Here is a 22,974-nt window from a genome sequence, read left to right as displayed (position 1 = left end):
CGGCGCGCGAGGGCGAAGGGTCAGATGCGGAGCATCTTGCCCTTTGCACTCGTGCGGCGAGATGCCGCGCCGAGTGCCGCGCAGTAGGTGTGGAGTCAGGAGTCATGACCTTGGTCCGCAGGCCTCACATCGGAATCGGGCTTGTTCTCCTCGCCCTTGTTGGACGCTTCCGCGGGCTCTTCAGTTGGCTTCGCTTCGGGCTTGTCTTCCGGCTTCTCGTCTTCCGGCTTCTCGTCCTGGGGCTCCTCGTCCTGCGGCTTCGCGTCCGGCGCCGGCTCGGGATCGTCGTCCGAGGTGAGCTCGGGGGCGATCGCGCGGAGCTGTTCGAGCGACAGCGCGCCGACCCGCAGCACCCGCGGCGTCTCGCCGGTGATGTCGACGATCGTCGACGGCTGCCCGCCGGACACCCGGTCGCCGTCCAGGTACACCGCGACCGCCTCGCCCAGCTGCTCCTCGGCGTCGTACACGTCCAGCGCCGCCGGGTTGCCCGACGTGTTCGCCGAGCTGACCGCGAGCGGGCCCGTGCGGGACAGCAGCTCGCGGGTGTTCTCGTGGTCCGGCACCCGCAACGCGACCGTGCCCTGGGTCTCGCCCAGGTCCCACATCAGCGAGCTCTGCGCGTGGCAGATCACGGTCAGCGGACCGGGCCAGAACTCCTCGCAGAGCTTCCGGCCGGCGTCCGGTACGTCGGTGGCGAGCGCGTCCAGCGACTCCACCACCGAGATCAGTACCGGCGGCGGCATGTCCCGGCCGCGGCCCTTGGCGTCCATCAGCCGTTGCACGGCGTCCGCCTTGAAGGCGTCGGCGGCAATGCCGTAGACGGTGTCGGTCGGCAGCACGACCAGGTCGCCGGCCTCGATGGCGTCCACCGCTGCGCGGTACGCCGGTGCCAGTTCGTCCCCGGTGAAGTCGAAGCGCTCACTCACGGAGTGAATCGTGCCACTCACAGAGGCCCCGGCTCCACCCGGGTCATTGCTGACAAACGATTGTCAGCTTCCGCGCGGACCGGGCGGTGCACTCCCTAGGATCCCTGCCATGACTGTGAGCCGTGAGTTCCTCGCCGGATTGCCCAAGGCCGAGCTGCATGTCCACCACGTCGGGTCCGCCTCGCCGCGGATCGTCGCCGAGCTGGCCGCCCGGCACCCCAGCTCGCCGGTGCCGGCCGACCCGGCGGCGCTGGCCGAGTACTTCAAGTTCAGCGACTTCGCCCACTTCATCGACATCTACCTGTCCGTCGTCGCGCTGATCAAGACGCCCGAGGACGTCCGGCTGCTGACCTACGAGATCGCCCGCGAGATGTCGGAGCAGCAGAGCCTGCGGTACGCCGAGCTGACCGTCACGCCGTACACCTCGGTGGTCCGCGGGATCCAGGCGGAGGCGTTCTGCGAGGCGATCGAGGACGCCCGGGTGGCGGCCGAGAAGGAGTTCGGCCTGGTCCTGCGGTGGATCTTCGACATCTCCGGCGAGGCGGGGATCCCGGCCGCCGACGAGACGCTGCGGATCGCCACCAAGATCCGGCCGGAGGGGCTGATCGGGTTCGGGCTCGGCGGTCCGGAGATCGGCGTCCCGCGGCCGCAGTTCCAGCCGCACTTCGAGGCGGCGGTCGCGGCCGGGCTGCACAGCCTGCCGCACGCGGGCGAGACGACCGGTCCGCAGACGATCTGGGACGCGCTGCGGGAGCTGAAGGCCGAGCGGATCGGCCACGGCACGTCGACGATGCAGGACCCGGCACTGGTCGACTACCTGGGCGAGCACCGGATTCCGCTGGAGGTCAGCCCGACGTCCAACATCGCCACCAAGGCGGTCGAGTCGTACGACGTGCACCCGCTGCGCGCGATGGTCGACGCCGGTCTGGTGGTGACGATCAACTCCGACGACCCGCCGATGTTCGGCACCGACCTCACCAACGAGTACGCCGTCGCCGCCCGGCTGCTCGACCTCGACGAGGCCGGCGTCGGCGAACTCGCGAAGACCGCGGTCCGCGAGTCGTTCGCCGAGGACTCGGTGAAGACCGCTCTGGTGTCCGAGATCGACGCATACGTGAGCAAGAACGCGGTGTAGCTGCCACACTGTCGTGCGTGACGGACGACCTGCGGCTCGACCTGCTCGGTCCGTTGCGTGGCTGGGCGGCTGATCGTGGGATCGAGCTCGGGCCGTTGCGGCAGCAGGCATTGCTGGCTGTGCTGGCGTTGCGGGCCGGGCAGGTGTTGTCGGCCGACGAGTTGGTCGATCTGGTGTGGAACGACGCGCCGCCGGACAGTGGCGCGCGCATCGTCGCACCGTACGTCTACCGGCTGCGGCAGCTGTTGCCGAAGGACGTGCTGGTGCGTTCGCGGGACGGGTACAGCCTGCTGCTCGGCGGGACGGACCTGACCCGGTTCGAAGCGCTCGTCGACGCGGCGCATGCGGCCGACGACGTCGACGTACGGGCGGACCGGTTGGCGGAAGCCCTGGCGTTGTTCAGGGGTGAGCCGCTGGCCGGGCTGCCCGGACACTACCTCGGCGTCGAGCGGCACCGGTTGACGGAACGGCGGCTGAAGGTGCTCGCGGAGCGGATCGACGCGGACCTGGAGCTCGGCCGGTACGGCGACCTCGTACCGGAGCTGGTCGCGCTGGTGGAGGCGGATCGGCTGCGCGAGCAGTTCGCCGGGCAGCTGATGCTCGCGTACTGGCGCAGCGGGCGCAGTTCGGAAGCGCTCGACACCTACACGCAGACACGGCAGGCCTTGATCGACCAGCTCGGCGTGGAGCCCGGTCCGGCGTTGCGGGAGATCCACCAGCGGATCTTGCGCAACGACGAGCCGCTGGCCCGCCCTGCGGTCCGTGACGAGCTGCCGTACGACGGCGCCGCGTTTGTCGGGCGGGACGACGTACTGCATCAGGTGGTCGATGCGCTGCGTACCGAGGGTCCTGTGGTCGTGGCGATCGACGGGATGGCTGGTGTGGGCAAGACTGCGCTGGCTGTTCGGGCAGCGCGTCGGCTGGCAGAGGTGTACCCGGACGGGCGGCTCTTCATCGACCTGCATGGCTACACGCCCGGCCACGAGCCTGTGTCCGCTTTGCATGCGTTAGATCGGCTCTTGCGCACACTGTCCGTCCCAGCGGACCGTATCCCTGCAGACCTCGAGGAACGGGCCGCCCTGTGGCGTTCTGAGCTGTCCGGGCGGCGCATGCTCGTAGTACTCGACAACGCGCCGGACAGCGCGGCAGTGCTGCCGTTGCTGGCCGGCAGTCCGCGCTGTGGCGTCCTGGTGACGAGCCGACGGCAGCTGTCCGGTCTTGACGCGACAGCCCGGTTCGCGGTCGACGTACTGCGGCCTGAAGATGCGCAGGAGCTGCTGGCCGAGTTCGTCGGGCCCGACCGCGCCAAGGACCCTGCTGCGGCAGCAGAGGTCGTGAGCCGGTGCGGGTACTTGCCGTTGGCGATTCGAGTCGCGGGGTCGCGACTGCGGCACCGGCCGAGCTGGACGGTCGAGCACCTGAGCAAACGGCTCGGCGCCGAGGACAGGCGGCTGGCTGAGCTCAGCACCGACAGCGGTGGGGTCTCCCCCGCGTTCGCCTTGTCGTACGAGCACCTGCCGGCCGACCAGCAGCGGCTGTTCCGGCTGCTGGGTGCGATGACCGGCCAGGACATCGAGGCGTACGCCGCGGCCGCACTGGCCGATGTGGACGCCTTTGAGGCCGAAGACCTGCTGGAGCAGCTCGTCGACGCCAACCTGCTACTACAGCTCCGGCCTGGCCGTTTCCAGTTCCACGACCTGCTGCGGCAGTACGCACGGACCCTGCCGACGGAGCCGGACGCCGGACGACGTTTGCTCGACTTCTACCTCTACGCGACGGCAGCCGCGAGTACGGCGATCTTCAGCAGCCAGCTGCAGCCGCTGCCATCGCCGGCGCCGGTGCGGTTGCCCGAGTTCACGTCAGCGGCGGACGGCCTGGAATGGGTCGACGCCGAGGGTGCGAACGTGCTGGCGGCGATCCGGTTCGCGGAGTCGAGCGGCGCTGTCGACCACGCGTACCAGCTCGGCCTGGCGATCGCGTCGTGCTTCTTCCAGCGCGGCCGGGTGGACGAGATGGACGAGGCGCTGGAGGTCGCGCTGCGGACGGCGCCGGACGCTGCGGCGCAGGCGCGCGTACTGCTGTCGATCGGCAGCCTCGGGCGGTACCGGCGCGGCGCGGAGGCGAGTCTGCGGACGTTGCAGGACGCCCGCGACCGGCTGCCGGAGGACGCCGACCTGGTGTTGCGGGCGCGGATCCTCGCGTCGATCGGGTACAGCCAAGCCAAGGTGAAGCCGGACGACGACGCGCTCGCCGTACTGGACGAGGCGTTGGCCGTGGCGCGGCAGTCGGGTGACGTGGGGATCGTGGCGCGGGTGCTGGCGTACCTCGGGGTGACGTACGGGGACCGTCGGGAGTTCGCGCAGGCGTTGGCGGCGTACGAGGAGTCGCTGGAGCTCGGGGAGCCCGCCGTACGGGCAGAGGTGCTGAACGGGATCGGCGAGTGCCAGCTGGAGCTGGGACAGGTCGATGAGGCTGTGGACGCGCTGACGACGGCCCGTGATCTCGGGGTGGAGCGTGGGGCCGACTACAGCCTGATCTACACCTACGCGTTCCTTGGGACGGCGTACGCGCGGCAAGAGCGGTGGGAGGACGCGATCGAGGTCGGGCGGCGGTCGCTGGAGCTGGCGTTGGAGAGTGAGTCGCGGCAGTCGCAGCAGAACGCGTACCTGCGGCTGGCGGAAACCCTGCTGCACAAGGGCGAGCTCACCCAGGCACGGCCGCATTTCGCGCGTGCGCTGGAGCTGGCACTCGCCGAGGGGCCTGAATCGATGGTGGAACGTGCGGCCGACGGGCTGGAGCGTTCAGAGGCGTGACATGTGGTTGGCTGGGCTGATGCGGAGAGTCTGTTCTGTCGTAGCCGTCGTACTGCTGGCTCTGACGGCCTGCAGCGGCAAAAAGGCACCAGCCGCAACACCTCCGACCCCAACGCATTCCACCCCAACGCTCCAGGCCGCGCCTGACGGTTTACCGCGTGGCGGGCGTGTGCTGTTCCCGAAGTACCAATTGGTCGCGTACGTCGGTCTGCCGGGCTCCCCGGCGCTGGGACCGCTGGACAAGGACCTGGACGCGAAAGCCGCCAAGCTGGAGACCCTGGCGCATGCTTATGCGGCAGGGCGTACACCGCAGCCGGTGCTGGAGCTGATCACCGTGGTGGCGCGCGGGTCGCGCGGGAAGGACGGGATGTACCGCGGGCGGCTGCCTGACGCCAAGATCGCGCAATACCTGACGGTTGCCCGCAGACACAAGATGCTGTTGCTGCTCGACATCCAGCCGGGCCGCTCGAAGATCCTGCCCGAAGTGCAGCGGCTGGAGCGGTGGTTGAAGGAACCGGACGTCGGGCTGGCGTTCGATCCGGAGTGGGCGGTCGGGCCTACGCAGGTGCCGGGCAAGGTGTTCGGGCATACGACCGGCGCCGAGCTGAACAGCATCGCGGCGTACCTGTCGGGGCTCGTGACGGCGCAACACCTGCCGGAGAAGGTGTTCGTGTTCCATCAGCTGTCGACGAAGATCGTCAGCGGCGAGGCCGCGCTCAAGGCACATCCGGGGGTGGTGACGATCAAGTCGGTCGACGGAATCGGTGCGCGGAAGGACAAGCTGAAGACCTGGACGAAGCTGACGGCCCATCTGCCGGCGGCGGTGCATGCCGGGTTCAAGCTGTTCTACACCGAGGACACCCGGCACGGTCCGCTGATGACGCCCGCGCAGGTGCTCGCGCTGAAACCACGGCCGGAACTGGTGGTCTACGAATGATCTCGATCGCTTTCGCGAACGTCGCCGGCGGGCGGCTGGTCGGGCCGGACGGGTACCTCGGGGCCGACCGGACGGAGGACTTCGGGCGGGCGCTGGCCGGGATGCGGGCCGACGTACTGATCGTGACCGAGCTGGACACCCGCGGCGACCAGCTGGAGCGGCTCGGGGCTGCGGCGATGCCGGGGCGGGAGTTGTCGTTCGCGCGGCAGGAGTTCTCGGACTCGCACATCCCGGGGGTGGAGCGGCTGGGGGTGGGGATCGCGTCGGCGTACCCGCTGACCGAGCTGGAGCGGATCGACCTGCCGGATCCGCCGATCGACTACCTGCACTGGCGGACGGGTGCGCCGATGGATCCGCATCCGAAGGGGTTCGTGGTGGCGCGCACCGAGTTCGGCGTGGACATCGTGGGTGGGCAGGTGTGTCCGGTGCATATGTTCCGGAGTGCGGAGGGGGTGGAGTACAGCTATGCGGAGGGGGTCGGGCGGGAGTACGGCGTACAGCTGGCTGGGTTTCTGCGGGCTGAGCTGGCGGCGCGCGGGGTGCGGCAGGCGGTTGTCGCGGGGGATCTGAACATGGCGGACCCGCGGGAGGTTTTCGGTGAAGGTTTGGGGTTGGTGGATGCGTTTGGGGATCCGCCGCCGGCTACCACGCCGGATGGGCGGTCGATCGATCGGTTGTTCTCGACCCGTGATCTGGTGAGCCGGGAGGCGGAGGTGGTGCAGGTCGCCGGGGCGGATCATCACGTGGTCGTTTGCCGGCTCGAGCGGCGGGACGCCGGGACGGTCGCCGGTGGGCGGGTCCGCGAGCAGGATCTGCGTCGGCCGCCGACGCGGCAATCGCCTGGCACGCGAGGGTTCGCGCGCTAGACGCGGTCGTCGGCTCGGCCCGGCGGTCGGCTCGGGCGTCAGATGCGGCGGCCGGTGGTGAAGCGGTGGCGGCCGGAGAGGTCGAGTTGGTCGCGGACCTCGGCGTACAGGCCGGTGGCGGTGAAGACAGCCGGGGCGGATTCGCCCTGGACGTCGGCGTGCTCGCAGGCGAACCAGCCGCCAGGTTTGAGCAGCCGGCCGGCGGTCGCCGCGACCACCTTGATCTCGTCGAGCCCGTCGTCACCGGACCACAGCGCCAGCGCCGGGTCGTGATCGCGGACCTCGGCCGTGACGGACTCCCAGGCGGTCAACGGGATGTACGGCGGGTTCGAGATCACCGCGTCCACCTGCCCGTCCAGCTCCGGCAGACACCCGTCGATGTCGCCCTCGTGAAGGATCGCCCCGGTACCGTCCAGGTTCCGGCGAGCCCACGCGACCGCGTCCGCGGACAGCTCCACCGCGTGCACCGTACTGTCCGGCCGCTCGGTAGCCACCGCCCCCGCGATCGCCCCCGACCCGGTGCAGAGGTCGACCACCAGAGGATTCGCCACCCCGGCGATCCGCTCCAGGACCCACCCCACCATCACCTCGGTCTCCGGCCGCGGCACAAACACCCCAGGCCCAACCGCCAGTTCCCGATACCGAAACGCAGCCACCCCTGTCAGATGCTGCAAAGGCTCCCGCCCCACCCGCCGCGCCACCAACTCCTCAAACCTGACCCGCTGCTCGGCGGTAGGTTCACGCAGCATCAACCGACTGGAACCGGTCACAAACGCAAGCAGCTCACCAGCATCGAACTCCGGCGAAGCAACTCCAGCCTCACGCAGTCGTGCCGCCGCCTCCGAGACCAGCCCCTGCACTCCCCCAGTGCTCACTGGGAGTCGACGGACTCTAGTCGCGCGGCCAGGTCTGCTTCGGTGAGGGCCTTGATGACCGGTTCGAGGTCGCCGCCGAGGACCTGGTCCAGGTTGTGGGCCTTGTAGCCGACGCGGTGGTCGGAGAAGCGGTTCTCCGGGAAGTTGTACGTGCGGACCCGCTCCGAGCGGTCCACCGTGCGGATCTGCGAGCGGCGTGCGTCCGACGCCTCCTGATCCGCCGCCTCCTGGGCCGCGGCGAGCAGCCTCGCGCGCAGCACGCGCATCGCCTGCTCGCGGTTCTGCAGCTGGGACTTCTCGTTCTGCATCGACACCACGATGCCGGTCGGCAGGTGCGTGATGCGGACGGCGGAGTCGGTCGTGTTCACGCTCTGCCCGCCCGGACCGGACGAGCGGAACACGTCGATCCGCAGGTCGTTCGGGTCGATCTCGACGTCGACGTCCTCGGCCTCGGGCAGCACCAGGACGCCGGCCGCGGACGTGTGGATCCGCCCCTGCGACTCGGTCACCGGGACCCGCTGCACCCGGTGCACCCCGCCCTCGAACTTCAGTTTCGCGTACGGCGCGTCGCCCGGCTCCGGCGTACCTTTCGCCTTCACCGCGACCGTGATCGACTTGTACCCGCCGAGGTCGGACTCGGCCGAGTCGAGCACCTCGGTCTTCCAGTTCTGCGACTCGGCGTACTTCAGGTACATCTTCAGCAGGTCCCCGGCGAACAGCGCCGACTCGTCGCCGCCCTCGCCGGCCTTGATCTCGAGGATCGCGTCCTTGTCGTCGTTGGGGTCCCGCGGGACGAGCAGCGTCTGCAGCCGGTCCGCGAGCTCCTCACGGCGCGCGGTCAGCCGGGTAGCCTCCTCGGCGAACGCCGGGTCCTCGGACGCCAGCTCCCGCGCCGCCTCGATGTCGTCGCCGGTCTGCAACCACTCGTCGTACGTCCGCACCACCGGCGCCAGCGCGGCGTACCGCTTGCCGACCCGGCGGGCGTTGGCCTGGTCGGAGTGCAGCTCCGGCTCCGCCATCTGCCGCTCCAGCTCGGCGTACTCCGCCTTCAGCGTCTGCACCGCTTCGAACATGCGCACTCCTCCCTTCAAGCTTCTCTGAGATGACAAACCGCGCGCCGGTTCCACACAGACGTGCGGAACCGGCGCGCGGCCGAAAAACTACTTCTTGGCGTACCGCTTCTCGAAGCGGGCGACGCGGCCACCGGTGTCCAGAATCTTCTGCTTGCCGGTGTAGAAGGGGTGGCACTGCGAGCACACGTCGGCGTGGATGACGCCGTTCTCCGCGGTCGAGCGCGTGGTGAACGTCGCGCCACAGGTGCAGGTCACCTGGGTGTCCACGTACGTCGGGTGGATGTCGCTCTTCAAGACAGTCTCCTAGGATCAGGTGCCCCGGGTCGTCCGCACGGTACGAACGTGAACCGGAACCAGCCATCTAGTGTGCCACGACCTGGTAATCCGCCGGAAATCCGGGGTCAGCGCCCGCCTTCCTCGGCCGCCTCCGCGCCGCTCGCCGGAGCGCCCCGCGGTGCCGGCATCGGGCTGTTCGCGCCCTTCACGCTCTTCCAGATCGCCTCGTTCAGCTGCTGCTCGGGCGCCTTGTCCGCCTGGCTGAAGTCCATCTTCGACGACTCCGCGGCGAGCGGGGCCGACGCGGTGTTCTTCTCGTCGAGCGACTGCGACGGCGTCCGGGCGTCGTACGGCGTGAAATCAGGCTTCCCGGTGAAGCTCGCGGTCATCGGGGTCGCCCCGGCGTCGAACTGGGTGAGCGGGCCGATCCCGGCGATCAGTTCCATGGTCCGCATCATCGAGACCGTGCTGTACATGGTCGAGTCGACCTTGCCGGTCTGCGTGTACGGGCTGATCACCAGCGCCACGGTCCGGTGCGCGTCGACGTGGTCGGGGCCGTTCTGCGCGTCGTCCTCGGTGACGAAGATCGCGGTGTCCTTCCAGTGCTTGCTGTGCGACACCGCGTCCACGATCCGCCCGAGCGCCTGGTCGTTGTCGGCCACCGCGGCCTTGGGCGTCGGCTTGCCCACCGACGTACCGAACGTGTGGTCGTTGGCCAGCCGGACGAACTGCATCGTCGGCAGGTCGCCGGACGCGTTGAACTCCTTGAGCCACTCGTCGACACGGGAGTTGTCCCGGATGTCACCGCTCTGCGCGGCGTAGTTCGGGTCGGTGTGCGCGGCCAGCCGCGGCTCGGTCGCGAACACCTTGGCCGGCAGCGGGCCGCCCGCCCACATGCCGTAGTTGCGGTACGAGATGCCGGCGTCGTCGAGCCGGTCCCAGATCCGCGAGTCGCCGGTCAGCTTGCCCGGGTCGGTCGCCTGGTTCGTGTACACGTCGTCGCTGCGGCCGCGACCGGAGTACGCCACCGGCCAGAGGTGCTCGTTGTACGCGTTCGACTCGGACGCCGTCGCCCACTCCCAGCCGTCCGAGGACACCGCGCCGTCGGCGTAGAAGTTGTCGAACGTGACGAACTGGCGGGCCAGCTGCCGCTGGTTCGGGGCGGAGTCGTCGCCGAACAGGTTCAGCGACGGGTCGCCGTCGCCCTTGCCGAGCGAGCCGAACACCTGGTCGTACGTGCGGTTCTCCTTCACCACATAGATCACGTGCTTGATCGGGCTCGGATCGCCCGGGCGGACCGGGATCACGTTCGCCGGGCCGTTCGGGTGCCCGGCGCCGTCGAAGCCGTCGTTCTCGCGGACCTGCTTCGTGTAGTGCGCGAGCTGGTCACGGCCAGGTACGGCGATGTCGGAGAGCGTGCCCATGATCATCGACGCGACGTACTGCGAGTAGTCGACGACCGGGTTCGTCGGCTGCGGGCCGCCCGGGTTCGGGCCGGCGCCGAGGCCCTTCGCGTTCGTGACCAGCAGGCGCTTGTGGTCGCGCGTGACGGTGACCGTGGTCGGGTACCAGCCGGTCGGGATCAGCCCGGTGACGCGGTTGGTCCGCAGGTTCACGACCGCGACGTCGTTGTTGCCGGCGTTGGCGACGTACAGCGTGTTCCCGTCGATCGCCAGGCCCTGCGGGCTCGAGCCGACCGGCGCGTGCCGGTACGGCGCGAGCTCGATCGTCCGGGTGATCGCGTCGGTGGCCGGGTCGATGCCGATCACCTTGTCGGCGTCGGTGACCGCGACGAGCAGCTCGCCGGTGGCCGGGTTCCGCAGGATCGCGGTCGGGTGGCTGCCAACGGTCAGGGTCTTCCGGACGGTGAGGGTCGCGGTGTCGACGGCCGAGACCGTGTTGGTGCCCCAGTTCGAGACGTACGCCGTCTTGCCGTCCGCGGTCAGGCCGACCGTGAACGGGTTCGGGCCGGTCGCTACCTTGCCGAGGACCGTGCCGGTGGCGGTGTCGATCGCGGACATCGCGGCGTTGCCGTTGCCGGCGACGTACAGCTTGCTGCCGTCGGCGTTGAGGGTGAGGCCGGCCGGGAACGTGCCCTTCGGGAGGGCGATCGGGGAGGTCTCGGTGAGCACCCCGTTCGCCTGCGTGTAGACGCGGATCTTGTCGTTGCCGCCGGCCGCGGCGTACAACTTGCTGCCGTCCGGGCTCCAGGCGAGGCCGATGAAGAGGGCCTCCGGGCTCGCGTACGGGAGGTTCTGGACGACGTTGCCGGTCGCGGCCTCGACCAGCGAGATGCTCTGCGTCCGGGTGCCGTCGTTGCTGATCGCGAGGTACTTGCCGTCCGGGCTGAGCGCCGAACCGAACGGCTTCTCGCCGAGCTTGCTCTGATCGCCGGCCGGCGTCACCCGCCAGCCGTACGTCGTGGTCGCCGTACCGTCGGGGCGCGGGCCCGCGTGCCGGCCGGGCAGCCCGTTCGCGGCCGCGACGCCGGTGACCGCCACCAGCGCGACCCCGACGACCGAGGCCAGTCGCCATCTTGTGCGCATTCCAACTCCCGCCGAAGTGATTACTTGACGGGATACACATCTCCCCCGGCGAGAAACCTTCGGTGAGTTCCAGATGAACCCCCGGCACACCTTCTCTCAGCTACCTGAGTCCCCCCTCAGCCCCACCGTCCCCACCCACGGCCGTCCCCACCCACGGCCGTCTCCACCACGCCGTCCCCACCCACGCCCTCCCCACCCACGCCCTCCCCACCCCGCGAACCCCGCGCCGCTCCACCCCCAGCCGCTCCCCTTCGCGCCGTCCACGCCGCGCCGGCCACCCGCCACCCACCGTTTGAGACGTGAACTTCCAGGCGTGCCGGTTCGCCCCGCGCATGCGCCACGCAAACGGACCATCCCGGAGGTTCACCACGAATACGTCCACCCACACCACCCAACCGGCGCGAACGGTCATTTCAGGGGTTAACCACCGAGCTTGCCGGTTTGCACCCTGCATACGGGGTGCAAACCGTGCATTTCAGGAGTGAACCCCTGAAATGCACTGGCCAGGGACGGCGCGAGAGACGGCGCCCACACGGGAGGTGAGGGGACGGCACCGGACGCCAGGACAGGTACGACGAGGCCGGCGCGGCAGGAGAGGTACGTCGGCAGCGGCACGGCACGAGAGGCGCGACGGGTGCCGGCGCGGGAGGTGAGGGCGCCGGGCCGACGCGGGACGTGAAGCGCGGCGGTGGTGTGGGAGGCGGGGCCAGCAGGGTTTATGGGGTGGCGGTGTGGGTTGGGGTGTTGGTCAGGTGCGGTCGGTGGCGGTGTTGGTAGGTGGGGTGGGTTGTTCGCCCACCCCACGTACCGACTTGTCAGTCGCCGTTGGTGGTGTTGTGGGGGGTGCCGGTGGACGGGGTGGTCTTGTTGACCTGGAGGAGGAACTCGATGTTCGACTTGCTCTCCTTGAGCTTGCCGATCAGTAGCTCGAGCGCAGCCTGGCCGTCGAGGGCGGACAGCACCCGGCGGAGCTTCCAGACCACCTGGGTCTCGTCCTTGGACATCAGCAGTTCCTCGCGGCGGGTGCCGGAGGCGACCACGTCGATGGCCGGGAAGATCCGGCGGTCGGCGAACTCGCGACGGAGCCGGAGCTCCATGTTGCCGGTGCCCTTGAACTCCTCGAAGATCACCTCGTCCATCTTCGAGCCGGTCTCGATCAGCGCGGTCGCGAGGATCGTCAGCGAACCGCCGTCCTCGATGTTGCGGGCCGCGCCGAAGAACCGCTTCGGCGGGTACAGCGCGGACGAGTCCACACCACCGGACAGGATCCGCCCGCTGGCCGGCGCCGCGATGTTGTACGCACGCCCCAGCCGGGTGATCGAGTCCAGCAGTACGACGACGTCGTGCCCGAGCTCCACCAGCCGCTTGGCCCGCTCGATCGCCAGCTCCGCGACCGTGGTGTGGTCGTCGGCCGGCCGGTCGAAGGTCGACGCGATGACCTCGCCCTTGACCGTCCGCTGCATGTCGGTGACCTCTTCGGGCCGCTCGTCCACCAGCACGACCATCAGGTGTACTTCGGGGTTGTTCGTGGTGATCGCGTTCGCGAGCGCCTGCAGCACCATCGTCTTGCCGGCCTTCGGCGGGGAGACGATCAGGCCGCGCTGACCCTTGCCGATCGGGCTGACGATGTCGACGATCCGGGTGGTCAGGATGCCCGGCTCGGTCTCCAGCCGGAGCCGCTCGGTCGCGTACAGCGGGGTGAGCTTGTTGAAGTCCTGCCGCTGCTTGGCGATTTCCGGGTCCGCACCGTTCACGGTGTCGATCCGGACCAGCGGGTTGAACTTCTCCTTGCGCTCGCCCTCCTGCGGCTGCTTCACCGCGCCGGTGATCGCGTCGCCCTTGCGGAGGCCGTAACGCTTCACCATCGAGAGTGCGACGTACACGTCGTTCGGGCCCGGCAGGTAGCCGCTGGTCCGGACGAACGCGTAGTTGTCGAGTACGTCGAGGATGCCGGCCGCGGGGACCAGGACGTCGTCCTCGGTGATCGTCGGCTCGGCGTCGTACCGCTCGCCGCGGCCGCGGTTGCGGCTGTTGTCCCGGCCACCGTCGCGGCCACCGTCGCGACCGCCGTCACGCCCACTGTCACGACCGTCCCGGCCACCGTCGCGGCCGGTCTGGCCGTCGCGGTTGCGGTCCCGGTCGCGGCCCCGGCGGCGCCGGCGACGGCCCTCGCCCTCTTCGCCGCGGTCGTTCTGGTCCTGCCGGTTCCGCTGGTTGTCACGGCCCTGATTGTCACGGCCCTGATTGTCACGGCCCTGGTTGTCACGCTGGCCGTCGCGGCCTTGGTTGTCGCGCTGGCCGTCCCGGTTCTGCTCACGGTTGCCGTCCCGGTTGGTGTCCCGGTTCTGGTTGTCGCGGCTCCGGTTGTTCCGGTCGCGGCTGCGGCCCTGGTTCTCACCGCGGTCGTCGCCGCGGTCCTCGGCACCGCTCGGGGCACCGTGCTGCACCTCCGGCTGGGACTGCCGCGCCGCGGGTGCTTCGACGGCGGCCTCGGGGGCGGCACCGTTCTGCCGGGCATCGTGCTGTCCGTCGTGCCGGACGTCCTGGCGCGCATCCTGCCGCGCGTCCTGACGGACGTCCTGCTGGGCGGGCGCCTCGGTCGGCGCCGGGTCGGTGGCCGCGTCCTTCTGCGCGGCGGCGCGGGTCCGGCGACTGCCGCCCTCGCGCTTGGCCGGCGTCTCGGCGGACTTCGCCGCCGGCGCCTCGGCCGACTCGTCGAGCGTCGGCTGCGTCGGTTGCGCCGACTGCGTCGCCTTCGCCCGGCCGCGGCCGGTAGAGCCGCCCGCGGGAGATCCCGTCTGAGCGGCCTTGATCGCCTCGATCAGCTGGCCCTTGCGCAGTGCGCCGGTGCCCTTGATGCCGAGCGTCCCGGCGAGCTGCTTGAGCTCGGGGAGCAGCATGCCCTCGAGGCCGCTTCCAGCCTTCCGGCGACGCGCGGTAGTGGTCGCGGCGTCCCCGCTGGAAGCTTCAACAGTTTCTGTCACGTGAGGTCCTTCCCACACGGATCGTCGAGAGCCGGCACGGCCCATCGACCAAAATTTCATTCCACCCACGGCCACACAACGGGCACGCGGGGTACAGGAGGTCTCTCGCTCGATCTGAGTCCCACCGGACATCTCCGACGCAGGCGGCGCAAGGTCACATCCACAGGAGGGTCGCCACACAACACAGGGTGCCGGGAGCACAGCCCGGATCGTGACGAGAGCACACCGATCACCTGGAGGGGATCGGGTGAGTCGAGACTAGCACCAACACAGGTCCTTCTGCCGACTCCAGGGGGTTCAACGCGTGTCCGTCGCGGCGCATTCCCCGCGTCAGCCGGCCTCCATCGACCAGACCTGTACGCCGACTGGATCGATCGCCAGCTCGTGCTTGGTCCAGCCGTCCGGGGCGTCCGGCGTACTCCGGAAAAACGCGCCCTGACCTGCACCCTTGCCGTCGTCGTGACCGAGCACGGCGACCGTCGGGCCGGCGCCGCTGATGATCGCGGCCAGGCCGCTGCCGCGCAGTTTGTGCACCAGCGCGAGGCTCTCCGGCATCGCGGGCTCGCGGTACTCCTGGTGCAGCAGGTCCTCGGTCGCGGTGAGCAGCAACTCCGGGCGGCCGGTCAGCGCGGCGACGAGCAGCGCAGCCTTCCCGGCATTGGCCGCCGCTGAACTGTGGGAAACAACGCCCGGCAGCAGTCCGCGCGCCTCCTTGGTCAGCACGCGGTTGTCCGGTACGTAGGCAACCGCAGCAGTTCCCGCCGCCGGTTGCAGTTGCACCGCGCGGCCGGTTTCCCCTTCAGTCCAAGCGATAGTGAAGGCTCCGAGTGCTGCCGCGGCAACGTTGTCCGGGTGTCCTTCGAGCTCGTTCGCGAGGACGACGAGACGCTCGCGGTCGAGCTGTTCGCCGGCCAGCGCGTACGCCGCGGCCAGCCCGCCGACGATCGCCGCCGACGACGATCCGAGCCCGCGCCCGTGCGGAATCCGGTTCTCGCACCGCAACGTGAAGCCGGGCACCGACGCGCCCAGCACGTCCAGCCCCGCCCGGATCGCCCGCACCACCAGGTGCGACTCGTCCAGCGGTACTTCGCCCTCGCCGCAGCCGCTCACCTGCACCGTCACCCCGGACCCACCCGGGGTGACGACCAGCTCGTCGTACAACGTCAACGCCAGCCCGAACGCGTCGAACCCGGGCCCGAGGTTCGCACTGGTGGCGGGCACCCGCACCCGCACCTGGTCACACGTTCTGCGATCGCTGGTCTCTTCGCTCATCACGGCCTGCTCAGGCGAGGCCGGCGAGGCGGGCGACCGCGTCCGTGTCGGCCGGCGTCACCGGAGGCTCTTCGAACGTCGCGTGCGACAAAGCCGTGTCGATGTCCTTCAGGCCGTGGCCGGTGACGGTGATCACGATCGTGGAACCACCGGGGACCTCGCCGGCGGCCTTTGCCTCCAGGAGGCCGGCCACACCGGCCGCGGACGCGGGCTCGACGAAGACGCCTTCGCGGGCTGCGAGTTCGCGCTGCGCGGTGAGGATCTGCTCGTCGGTGACCAGGTCGATCCGGCCGCCGGACTCGTCCCGGGCGGCCTCGGCCAGGGTCCAGGACGCCGGGTTGCCGACCCGGATCGCGGTCGCCGCGGTCTCCGGCTTCTCCACGATCGCGCCGCGCACGATCGGCGCCGCGCCCTCGGCCTGGAAGCCCCACATCTTCGGGGTCCGGGTCGCCAGCTTGTCCTTGGCGTACTCCTGGTACCCCTTCCAGTACGCCGCGATGTTGCCCGCGTTCCCGACCGGCAGCAGGTGCAGGTCCGGCGCGTCGCCGAGCGCGTCGCAGACCTCGAACGACGCAGTCTTCTGCCCCTCCAGGCGGACCGGGTTCACCGAGTTCACCAGCGCGACCGGGTAGTTCTTCCCGAGCTCACGGACGATCCGCAGGCAGTCGTCGAACCCGCCGTCGATCTGCACCAGCTTCGCGCCGTGCACCACGGCCTGCGCGAGCTTGCCCTTCGCGATCCGCCCGGCCGGGATCACCACCAGCGGCAGCATCCCCGCGCGGACGGCGTACGCCGCGGCCGACGCGGACGTGTTGCCGGTCGACGCGCAGACGACCGCCTTGTCCCCGGCCTGCGCGGCCAGCGAGATCGCGACGGTCATCCCGCGGTCCTTGAACGAGCCGGTCGGGTTGTTGCCCTCGACCTTCAGCCACACCTCGCAGCCGGTCTGCTCGCTGAGCCACTGCGCGGCCACCAGCGGCGTCCCGCCCTCGCCGAGCGTGACCACCGGCGTGTCCGCCGAGACGGGAAGCCGGTCTCTGTACTCCTCGATCACGCCACGCCACTGGTGCACCATGCTCGTTACTCGCCTTCTACCCGCATCACACTGCTGACTTCACGGACGATGTCCATGTCCCGCAAGGACTCCACGGTCGCGGACAACGCGGCATCGGTCGCGGTGTGGGTGACCACCACCAGCTGCGCGTCACTGCCCCGGCCCTCCTGGCGGACGGTCTGGATCGACACGTCGTGCTCGGAGAACGCCTGGGCCACCGCCGCCAGCACACCGGCCTTGTCGGCCACGTCCAGCGACACGTGGTAGCGGGTCGTCGCGTCGCCCATCGGCCGCACGGCCCGCTGGGTGTACGACGACTCGCCGACTCCCGGCACACCCTTGAGCCGGTTGCGCGCGGCGGACACCAGATCCCCGAGGACGGCACTGGCCGTCGGGGCGCCGCCGGCACCACGACCATAGAACATCAGCCGCCCGGCTGCCTTGCTTTCCACGAAAACCGCGTTGTACGCGTCCCGAACACTGGCCAACGGGTGCGCGACCGGGATCATCGCCGGGTACACCCGGGCGCTCACCGAGTCGGTGGTCTCGTCCAGCTCGCAGATCGCCAGCGACTTCACCACGCAGCCCATCTCCCGGGCCGACGCGATGTCGGTCGCGGTCACCTCGGTGATGCCCTCGCGGTGCACGTCCGCGATCGACACCCGGGTGTGGAACGCGAGGCTGGCGAGCAGCGCGGCCTTCGCGGCGGCGTCGAAGCCCTCGATGTCCGCGGTCGGGTCGGCCTCGGCGTACCCGAGCGCCTGGGCCTCCTCGAGCGCCTCGTCGAAGCCGGCGCCGGTGCTGTCCATCTTGTCCAGGATGTAGTTCGTGGTGCCGTTGACGATGCCCATCACCCGGATCACGTCGTCGCCGGCCAGCGACTCGCGCAGCGGGCGCAGGATCGGGATCGCACCGGCCACCGCGGCCTCGAAGTACACGTCACGCTGGTGCTTCTCGGCGGCCGCGAACAGCGTCGGGCCGTCCTCGGCGAGCAGCGCCTTGTTCGCGGTGACGACCGAGGCGCCGTGCTCGAGCGCGGTCAGGATCAGCGTCCGGGCGGGCTCGATCCCGCCGATCACCTCGATCACCAGGTCCAGGTCGCCGCGCGAGACCAGCGCCTGCGCGTCGGTGGTGACCAGCGCCGGGTCCACGGCGATGTCGCGTTCGCGGCCGGCCCGGCGGACAGCGATCCCCGCGATCTCCAGGCGGGCGCCGACGCGGGCTGCCAGATGGTCCGCCTGCTCGGTCAGGATCCGCACCACCTCGGTGCCGACCACTCCGCAACCGAGCAGGCCTACCTTGAGAGGTTTTGCATCATTCATCGGCGGTCCCCATGTCCAGGAGCAGCAGGTCGTCTTCGGTCTCACGGCGTACCACGACGCGCGTTCGGCCGTCCTTGACCGCGATCACCGGTGGCCGCGGCACGTGGTTGTAGTTGCTCGCCATCGACCGGCAGTACGCACCGGTCCCGGGCACGGCGACCAGGTCACCGGGCCGGACGTCGGCGGGCAGGAACTCGTCCTTCACGACGATGTCGCCGGCCTCGCAGTGCTTGCCGACCACCCGGGCCAGCGTCGGCTCGGCGTCGGAGTACCGGTTGGCGAGTGTGCAGGAGTAGTCGGCGTCGTAGAGCGCGGCGCGGATGTTGTCGCTCATCCCGCCGTCCACCGACACGTACGTCCGGGCCGCGCCGGCGTCCAGCTCGACCTCCTTGACGGTGCCGACCGCGTACACCGTGCACATCGCCGGGCCGACGATCGCGCGGCCGGGCTCGACCGACACCTGCGGGACCGGGATGTCGTGCTCGTGGCACTCGTGCTCGACGATCTTGCCCATCTCGGTGGCCAGCTGGGCCGGGTCGGACGGATCGTCCTGCGTGGTGTAGGCGATCCCGAAGCCGCCGCCCAGGTCGAGCTCCGGCATGTCGACGCCGATCTCCTCCGAAACCCTGGCGTGCAAGGCGATCACGCGCTTCGCGGCCACCTCGAACCCGGACGAGTCGAAGATCTGCGAGCCGATGTGCGAGTGCAGGCCGAGCAGCTCGAGCTCGGGCGCTTCGTTGATCCGGGCAACGGCTTCGAAGGCCGCGCCGGAGGTGATCGAGAAGCCGAACTTCTGGTCCTCGTGCGCGGTCGCGATGTACGCGTGGGTGTGCGCCTCGACGCCCGCGGTGACCCGGACCATCACCGGCGCGACGACGCCGCGCTCGCGGGCCAGCTCGATCAGCCGGGTGATCTCGAACTGCGAGTCGACGACGATCCGGCCGACGCCGGCCTCCAGCGCGCGGGCCAGCTCGGACTCGGACTTGTTGTTCCCGTGGAACCCCAGCCGCTTCGGGTCGGCACCCGCCCGGAGCGCGACAGCCAGCTCTCCCCCGCTGCAGATGTCGAGGTTCAGCCCCTCCTCCATCACCCAGCGGACGACCGTCGTACAGAGGAACGCCTTGCCCGCGTAGTAGACGTCGACGTCCCTGAAGGCGAGCTTGAACGCGCGCGCCCGGGCCCGGAAGTCGTCCTCGTCGAGCACGTACGCCGGGCTGCCGTGCTCGGCGACCAGGTCGCGGACGTCGACGCCGCCGACCACGAGGGCGCCCTCGGCGTCCTTCTTCGCGTTCATCGACCAGAGCGACGGGACCAGTTCGTTGGGGTCACGGGGAGCGCGCAGCCAGGGGGGTGCCCGGTGGCCGATGTCGGCGTGCAGCGCGCCCGCCTCGTGCGCCCTCACATCCGCTCCGGGGCGGAGACGCCGAGCAGGTCGAGCCCGTTGGCGAGCACGGTCCGGGTCGCGGAGACCAGGGTCAGGCGAGCCTTGTGCACCGGCTCCACCTCCTCGTCGCCGCGCGGCAGCACGCGGCAGCTGTCGTAGAACTTGTGGAACGCCGCCGCGGTGTCCTCGAGGTACCGCGCGATCCGGTGCGGCTCGCGGAGCTCGGCGGCGGTCGCGACCACCCGCGGGAACTCGGCCAGCGCACGCAGCAGGTCGCCCTCGCGCTCGTGGCTGAGCAGGCCCGGGTCGAACTCGTCCAGCTTGATGCCGAGCTCGTCGGCGTTCCGCAGGATCGAGGCCAGCCGGGCGTGCGCGTACTGCACGTAGAAGACCGGGTTCTCGCTGGCCTGGCGGGTCATCTCCTCGATGTCCAGGGTCAGCGGGGAGTCGGCCGGATACCGGCACAGCGTGTAGCGGAGCGCGTCGACGCCGCCCTCCTCGACCAGCTCGGCGAGCGTGACGATGGTGCCGGCCCGCTTGGACAGCCGCATCTCCTCGCCGCCCTTGAGGATCTTCACCAGCTGGCCGATCAGGATCTCGATGTTGTGCTCGGGGTCGTCGCCGGCGCAGGCCGCGATCGCCTTCAGCCGGTTCACGTAGCCGTGGTGGTCGGCGCCGAGCAGGTAGACGCAGGTCTCGAACCCGCGCTCGCGCTTGTTCACGTAGTACGCCGCGTCGGAGGCGAAGTACGTCGGCTCGCCGTTCGACCGGATCAGCACCCGGTCCTTGTCGTCGGTGAAGTCCGTCGTCCGCATCCACAGCGCGTCGTCGGCCTCGTACAGGTGGCCTTGGTCGCGGAGCTTCTGGATCGCGTGCGGTACGCCGTCCTGCTCGTGCAGGCTGCGCTCGGAGAACCAGACGTCGAACTTGGTCCGGAAGTGCTCGAGCTGGTCCTGCTGCTCCTTGAGCTGCCGCTCGTACCCCGCCTCGCGGAACGCGACCAGCTGCTCGTCCACCGGCAGCTCGGTGATCCCCGGGACCTCGTCGACGATCCGCTTCGCGAGATCCAGGATGTACTCCCCGTGGTACCCGTCCTCGGGGATCGGCTCGCCGTGCGCGGCGGCCTGCAGGCTGGCACCGAACTTGTCCATCTGGTTGCCGCGGTCGTTGATGTAGAACTCGCGGGTGACACTCGCGCCGGCGGCGGCCAGCACCCGGGCCAGCGCGTCGCCGACCGCGGCCCAGCGGGTGTGGCCCAGGTGCAGCGGACCGGTCGGGTTCGCCGAGATGAACTCGAGGTTGATCGCCCGGCCCTGCAGGCTGTCACTGGTGCCGTACGCCGCGCCGGCGTCCAGGATCGACTGCGCGACCTTGCCCTGGGCATCGGCCGCGACCCGGAGGTTGATGAAACCGGGGCCGGCGATGTCGACCGCGGTGATCGCCTCGTCGTCGCGGAGCTTCGCGGCCAGCAGCTCGGCGAACTGCCGCGGATTCAGCCCGGCGCGCTTGCCGAGCTGCATCGCGACGTTGGTCGCGTAGTCCCCGTGCTCGGGGTTCTTGGGTCGCTCGACCTTCAGCTCGCGCGGCAGCCCGCCCTCGACGGTGATGGTGCCGTCGGCGGCGAGCGCGGCCAGGGCCTGGAGGATCTTCTCAGCGAGCTGTTCCGGAGTCACCGGATCAGCCTAATGGGCCGCGGCCCAAACCCTTGACTCGCTATCCACAGCCCGGTACAGCAGCGCTACCGAGCACTCACCGTGATGTGGCTGTTGCGGACCAGCGGAGTGTCCCAGGCGGCCGGTCTGCCGTCGACCGTGACGGTCAGGTTCTGGCAGGCGTCGGCGAGGCACTGCGCGTCGTACCGGACACCCCAGAGCGTGAAGAACTGGGCGAGCGTCGGGCGCTCGGCGGCGGTCTTCGCCTCCACCCAGACGACGCCGTCGGTGCCGTGGGTGTGGACGGCGGCCTGCTCGGCGCGGAGCTTGTCAATGCCGATCCCGGCCGCGACCTGGACCGGCTTGCCGCCGAGGGTGACCGCGACGTTCAGCGTGTACGGCGACGGGCCGGAGAAGTCCAGCGGCAGCCGCTCGAACCCGGCTTTGTCGATGTAGGCGACCGCGTCCCGGGGCGCAGCCCAGGGCGGTGCGGCAGCCCGTAGATCGGCGGCCGCGGGCTCGGCCGGGCCAAGCCCACAACCGCCGAGCAGCACGCCGGCGAACAGCAACACGCCCGCCGTCCCGGCCGCCCGGCGCCACCTGCCTGCTCGCATGGGAGCAGGTTGTCAGGTACGCCGGGACGCCCGGTCGCCGGGGTCAGCGCTCGGACGGCATCAGGATCCAGAGCGCGATGTAGATCAGGAACTGCGGGCCCGGGAGCAAACAGCTGATCACGAAGATCAGCCGCATCGTGTTGGACGAGATACCGAACCGGCGAGCCAGTCCGGAGCAGACACCGCCGATCCAGCGATCGTGTGACGGGCGGACCAGAGAGCTAGCCATGAGTACCGTTTCCTTTCCACCGTGGGGCTTACCTCCACTATGACGGTGCTCGAGGCGTGCCGGATGCCACCGCGCCGGGGTTCCAGGGTCCGCTCAGGGACCGATGGGTGGGGGTCCTTAGCTCAGCGCTGGAACCGGTACGTCTTGCTGTCGATGCCGACGCAGACGCCCGGGGACATCACCACGACGCGCAGGGTGCCGTCCTGCTCGTAGTAGTCGAGGCCTTCCACCTCGAAGTTGCCGGAGCAGCTACTTTGCAGCGGGAGCTGGCCGAGCGAGGTGACATGGCCGGTGACGTCGCTCGAGCCGACAGGCGCGGACAGGTCCACCTGGAGCAACGGCTTCGTCGTACCGAACAGGCTGCCGTCCGGGTCGTCGGAGGAGCACAGGAGCTGAGTGGCGTTCACGAAATCGCAGCCCTGGACGTCACGGACCTGGTGGTCCAGGCGGATCGCGGCAGCGTACGCAAGGTTCTTCGACGGGTCCGTGGCGGCAACACCCGGCATCGGGAGGACCAGGAGGCGGTCCATCGTGCCCCACTCCCCCGTGACCAGCCACTGGGCGTCCGGGCTCACCGCCGCGAAGCTGTTGTTGTTCGCCTCCCAGGACTCCAGGGCGTGCGTGTAGTTGGCCCACGTACCGTCCGGCGACTGCACGCGGTACAGCTTCCCGCCGCGGTCGTCCCGCTGGTACGGCTCGACGTACCAGCCCTGGGACGCGCCCGGGTCGCCGACATGGTTCCAGCCACGGACCAGGAGGTCCGACGGGATGGTCCCGACACCTGTGTAGCGGTACTGCGTGCTGCCGCCGCGGGTGACCGTGGCCAGCCCCTGACTCTCGTCCAACGGGCGGGCGTTGTCGGACCCGACAACGTGCCATCCGGTGACGGCCTGGGCCTGGGTGGGCAGGAGGAGGGCGGCTAGCACGACAACAAGAGAGATCCCTGGTTTGCGCATGTCCAGACTTCTACCCCACGCCGGAGGCCCCCGATTCGGAAATGGCATGAACATGCTGCT

Annotated in this window: 18 protein-coding genes; 4 read left to right on the top strand and 14 right to left on the bottom strand. The window is 70.0% G+C overall.

The window, feature by feature from the left end:
• Positions 1-95: 95 nt before the first annotated feature.
• Positions 96-926, bottom strand: coding sequence for an L-threonylcarbamoyladenylate synthase (locus tag ACXJJ3_RS34605; protein WP_458166090.1), 831 nt, complete (start codon positions 924-926; stop codon positions 96-98).
• Between the two features lie 109 nt (positions 927-1,035).
• Between ACXJJ3_RS34605 and ACXJJ3_RS34600 the strand changes: the two genes are divergently transcribed.
• The 4 genes from ACXJJ3_RS34600 to ACXJJ3_RS34585 all read left to right on the top strand — a co-directional run bounded on the left by ACXJJ3_RS34600 (position 1,036) and on the right by ACXJJ3_RS34585 (position 6,677).
• Positions 1,036-2,061, top strand: a complete 1,026-nt coding sequence (locus tag ACXJJ3_RS34600) for an adenosine deaminase (RefSeq protein WP_458166089.1) — start codon at positions 1,036-1,038, stop codon at positions 2,059-2,061.
• Between the two features lie 17 nt (positions 2,062-2,078).
• Positions 2,079-4,874, top strand: a complete 2,796-nt coding sequence (locus tag ACXJJ3_RS34595) for a BTAD domain-containing putative transcriptional regulator (protein WP_458166088.1) — start codon at positions 2,079-2,081, stop codon at positions 4,872-4,874.
• A 169-nt stretch (positions 4,875-5,043) separates the two neighbouring features.
• A complete protein-coding gene (locus ACXJJ3_RS34590) occupies positions 5,044-5,811 on the top strand; it encodes a hypothetical protein (protein ID WP_458166087.1) in 768 nt (255 codons plus the stop codon).
• Positions 5,808-6,677: an endonuclease/exonuclease/phosphatase family protein gene (locus ACXJJ3_RS34585; protein ID WP_458166086.1), complete on the top strand. Its 870-nt coding sequence runs from the start codon at positions 5,808-5,810 to the stop codon at positions 6,675-6,677. The genes ACXJJ3_RS34590 and ACXJJ3_RS34585 overlap by 4 nt, the downstream gene beginning before the upstream one ends.
• Positions 6,678-6,715: 38 nt before the next feature.
• Here the strand turns inward: ACXJJ3_RS34585 and prmC are convergent, their stop codons facing one another.
• The 13 genes from prmC to ACXJJ3_RS34520 all read right to left on the bottom strand — a co-directional run bounded on the left by prmC (position 6,716) and on the right by ACXJJ3_RS34520 (position 22,914).
• Positions 6,716-7,537: a peptide chain release factor N(5)-glutamine methyltransferase gene (gene prmC, locus ACXJJ3_RS34580; protein WP_458171980.1), complete on the bottom strand. Its 822-nt coding sequence runs from the start codon at positions 7,535-7,537 to the stop codon at positions 6,716-6,718.
• A gap of 11 nt (positions 7,538-7,548) precedes the next feature.
• Positions 7,549-8,625 (bottom strand): peptide chain release factor 1, encoded by a 1,077-nt coding sequence (prfA, locus tag ACXJJ3_RS34575; protein WP_458166085.1) that lies wholly within the window; start codon positions 8,623-8,625, stop codon positions 7,549-7,551.
• An 87-nt stretch (positions 8,626-8,712) separates the two neighbouring features.
• The gene (rpmE, locus tag ACXJJ3_RS34570) at positions 8,713-8,919 is read right to left on the bottom strand and encodes a 50S ribosomal protein L31 (protein WP_458166084.1); all 207 of its coding nucleotides are present in this window, start codon (positions 8,917-8,919) and stop codon (positions 8,713-8,715) included.
• A 107-nt stretch (positions 8,920-9,026) separates the two neighbouring features.
• Positions 9,027-11,447, bottom strand: coding sequence for a glutaminyl-peptide cyclotransferase (locus ACXJJ3_RS34565; protein ID WP_458166083.1), 2,421 nt, complete (start codon positions 11,445-11,447; stop codon positions 9,027-9,029).
• An 815-nt stretch (positions 11,448-12,262) separates the two neighbouring features.
• Positions 12,263-14,431 carry a transcription termination factor Rho gene (gene rho, locus ACXJJ3_RS34560; protein WP_458166082.1) on the bottom strand — a complete coding sequence of 723 codons (2,169 nt, stop codon included), beginning with the start codon at positions 14,429-14,431 and terminating at the stop codon, positions 12,263-12,265.
• 330 nt (positions 14,432-14,761) lie between these two features.
• Positions 14,762-15,703 (bottom strand): homoserine kinase, encoded by a 942-nt coding sequence (thrB, locus tag ACXJJ3_RS34555; RefSeq protein WP_458166081.1) that lies wholly within the window; start codon positions 15,701-15,703, stop codon positions 14,762-14,764.
• A gap of 10 nt (positions 15,704-15,713) precedes the next feature.
• Complete coding sequence (thrC, locus tag ACXJJ3_RS34550) at positions 15,714-16,778, bottom strand: threonine synthase (protein ID WP_458166080.1); 1,065 nt, start codon at positions 16,776-16,778, stop codon at positions 15,714-15,716.
• Positions 16,779-16,783: 5 nt separating this feature from the next.
• On the bottom strand, positions 16,784-18,079 hold the full coding sequence (locus tag ACXJJ3_RS34545) for a homoserine dehydrogenase (protein WP_458166079.1): 1,296 nt from the start codon (positions 18,077-18,079) through the stop codon (positions 16,784-16,786).
• Positions 18,072-19,481, bottom strand: coding sequence for a diaminopimelate decarboxylase (gene lysA / locus ACXJJ3_RS34540; protein WP_458166078.1), 1,410 nt, complete (start codon positions 19,479-19,481; stop codon positions 18,072-18,074). Before lysA ends, ACXJJ3_RS34545 begins: the two co-directional genes overlap by 8 nt.
• Positions 19,478-21,136: an arginine--tRNA ligase gene (argS, locus tag ACXJJ3_RS34535; RefSeq protein WP_458166077.1), complete on the bottom strand. Its 1,659-nt coding sequence runs from the start codon at positions 21,134-21,136 to the stop codon at positions 19,478-19,480. Before argS ends, lysA begins: the two co-directional genes overlap by 4 nt.
• A 65-nt stretch (positions 21,137-21,201) precedes the next feature.
• Complete coding sequence (locus ACXJJ3_RS34530; RefSeq protein ID WP_458166076.1) at positions 21,202-21,729, bottom strand: hypothetical protein; 528 nt, start codon at positions 21,727-21,729, stop codon at positions 21,202-21,204.
• A gap of 43 nt (positions 21,730-21,772) precedes the next feature.
• Positions 21,773-21,958, bottom strand: coding sequence for a PspC domain-containing protein (locus tag ACXJJ3_RS34525; protein WP_325042364.1), 186 nt, complete (start codon positions 21,956-21,958; stop codon positions 21,773-21,775).
• A 122-nt stretch (positions 21,959-22,080) separates the two neighbouring features.
• A complete protein-coding gene (locus ACXJJ3_RS34520; protein ID WP_458166075.1) occupies positions 22,081-22,914 on the bottom strand; it encodes a hypothetical protein in 834 nt (277 codons plus the stop codon).
• Between the last annotated feature and the right edge of the window lie 60 nt (positions 22,915-22,974).

It is taken from the genome of Kribbella sp. WER1 (genome assembly GCF_054189145.1).
Note: the sequence above shows the minus strand (reverse complement) of the source record. Positions and strands in the feature narration are given on the sequence as shown.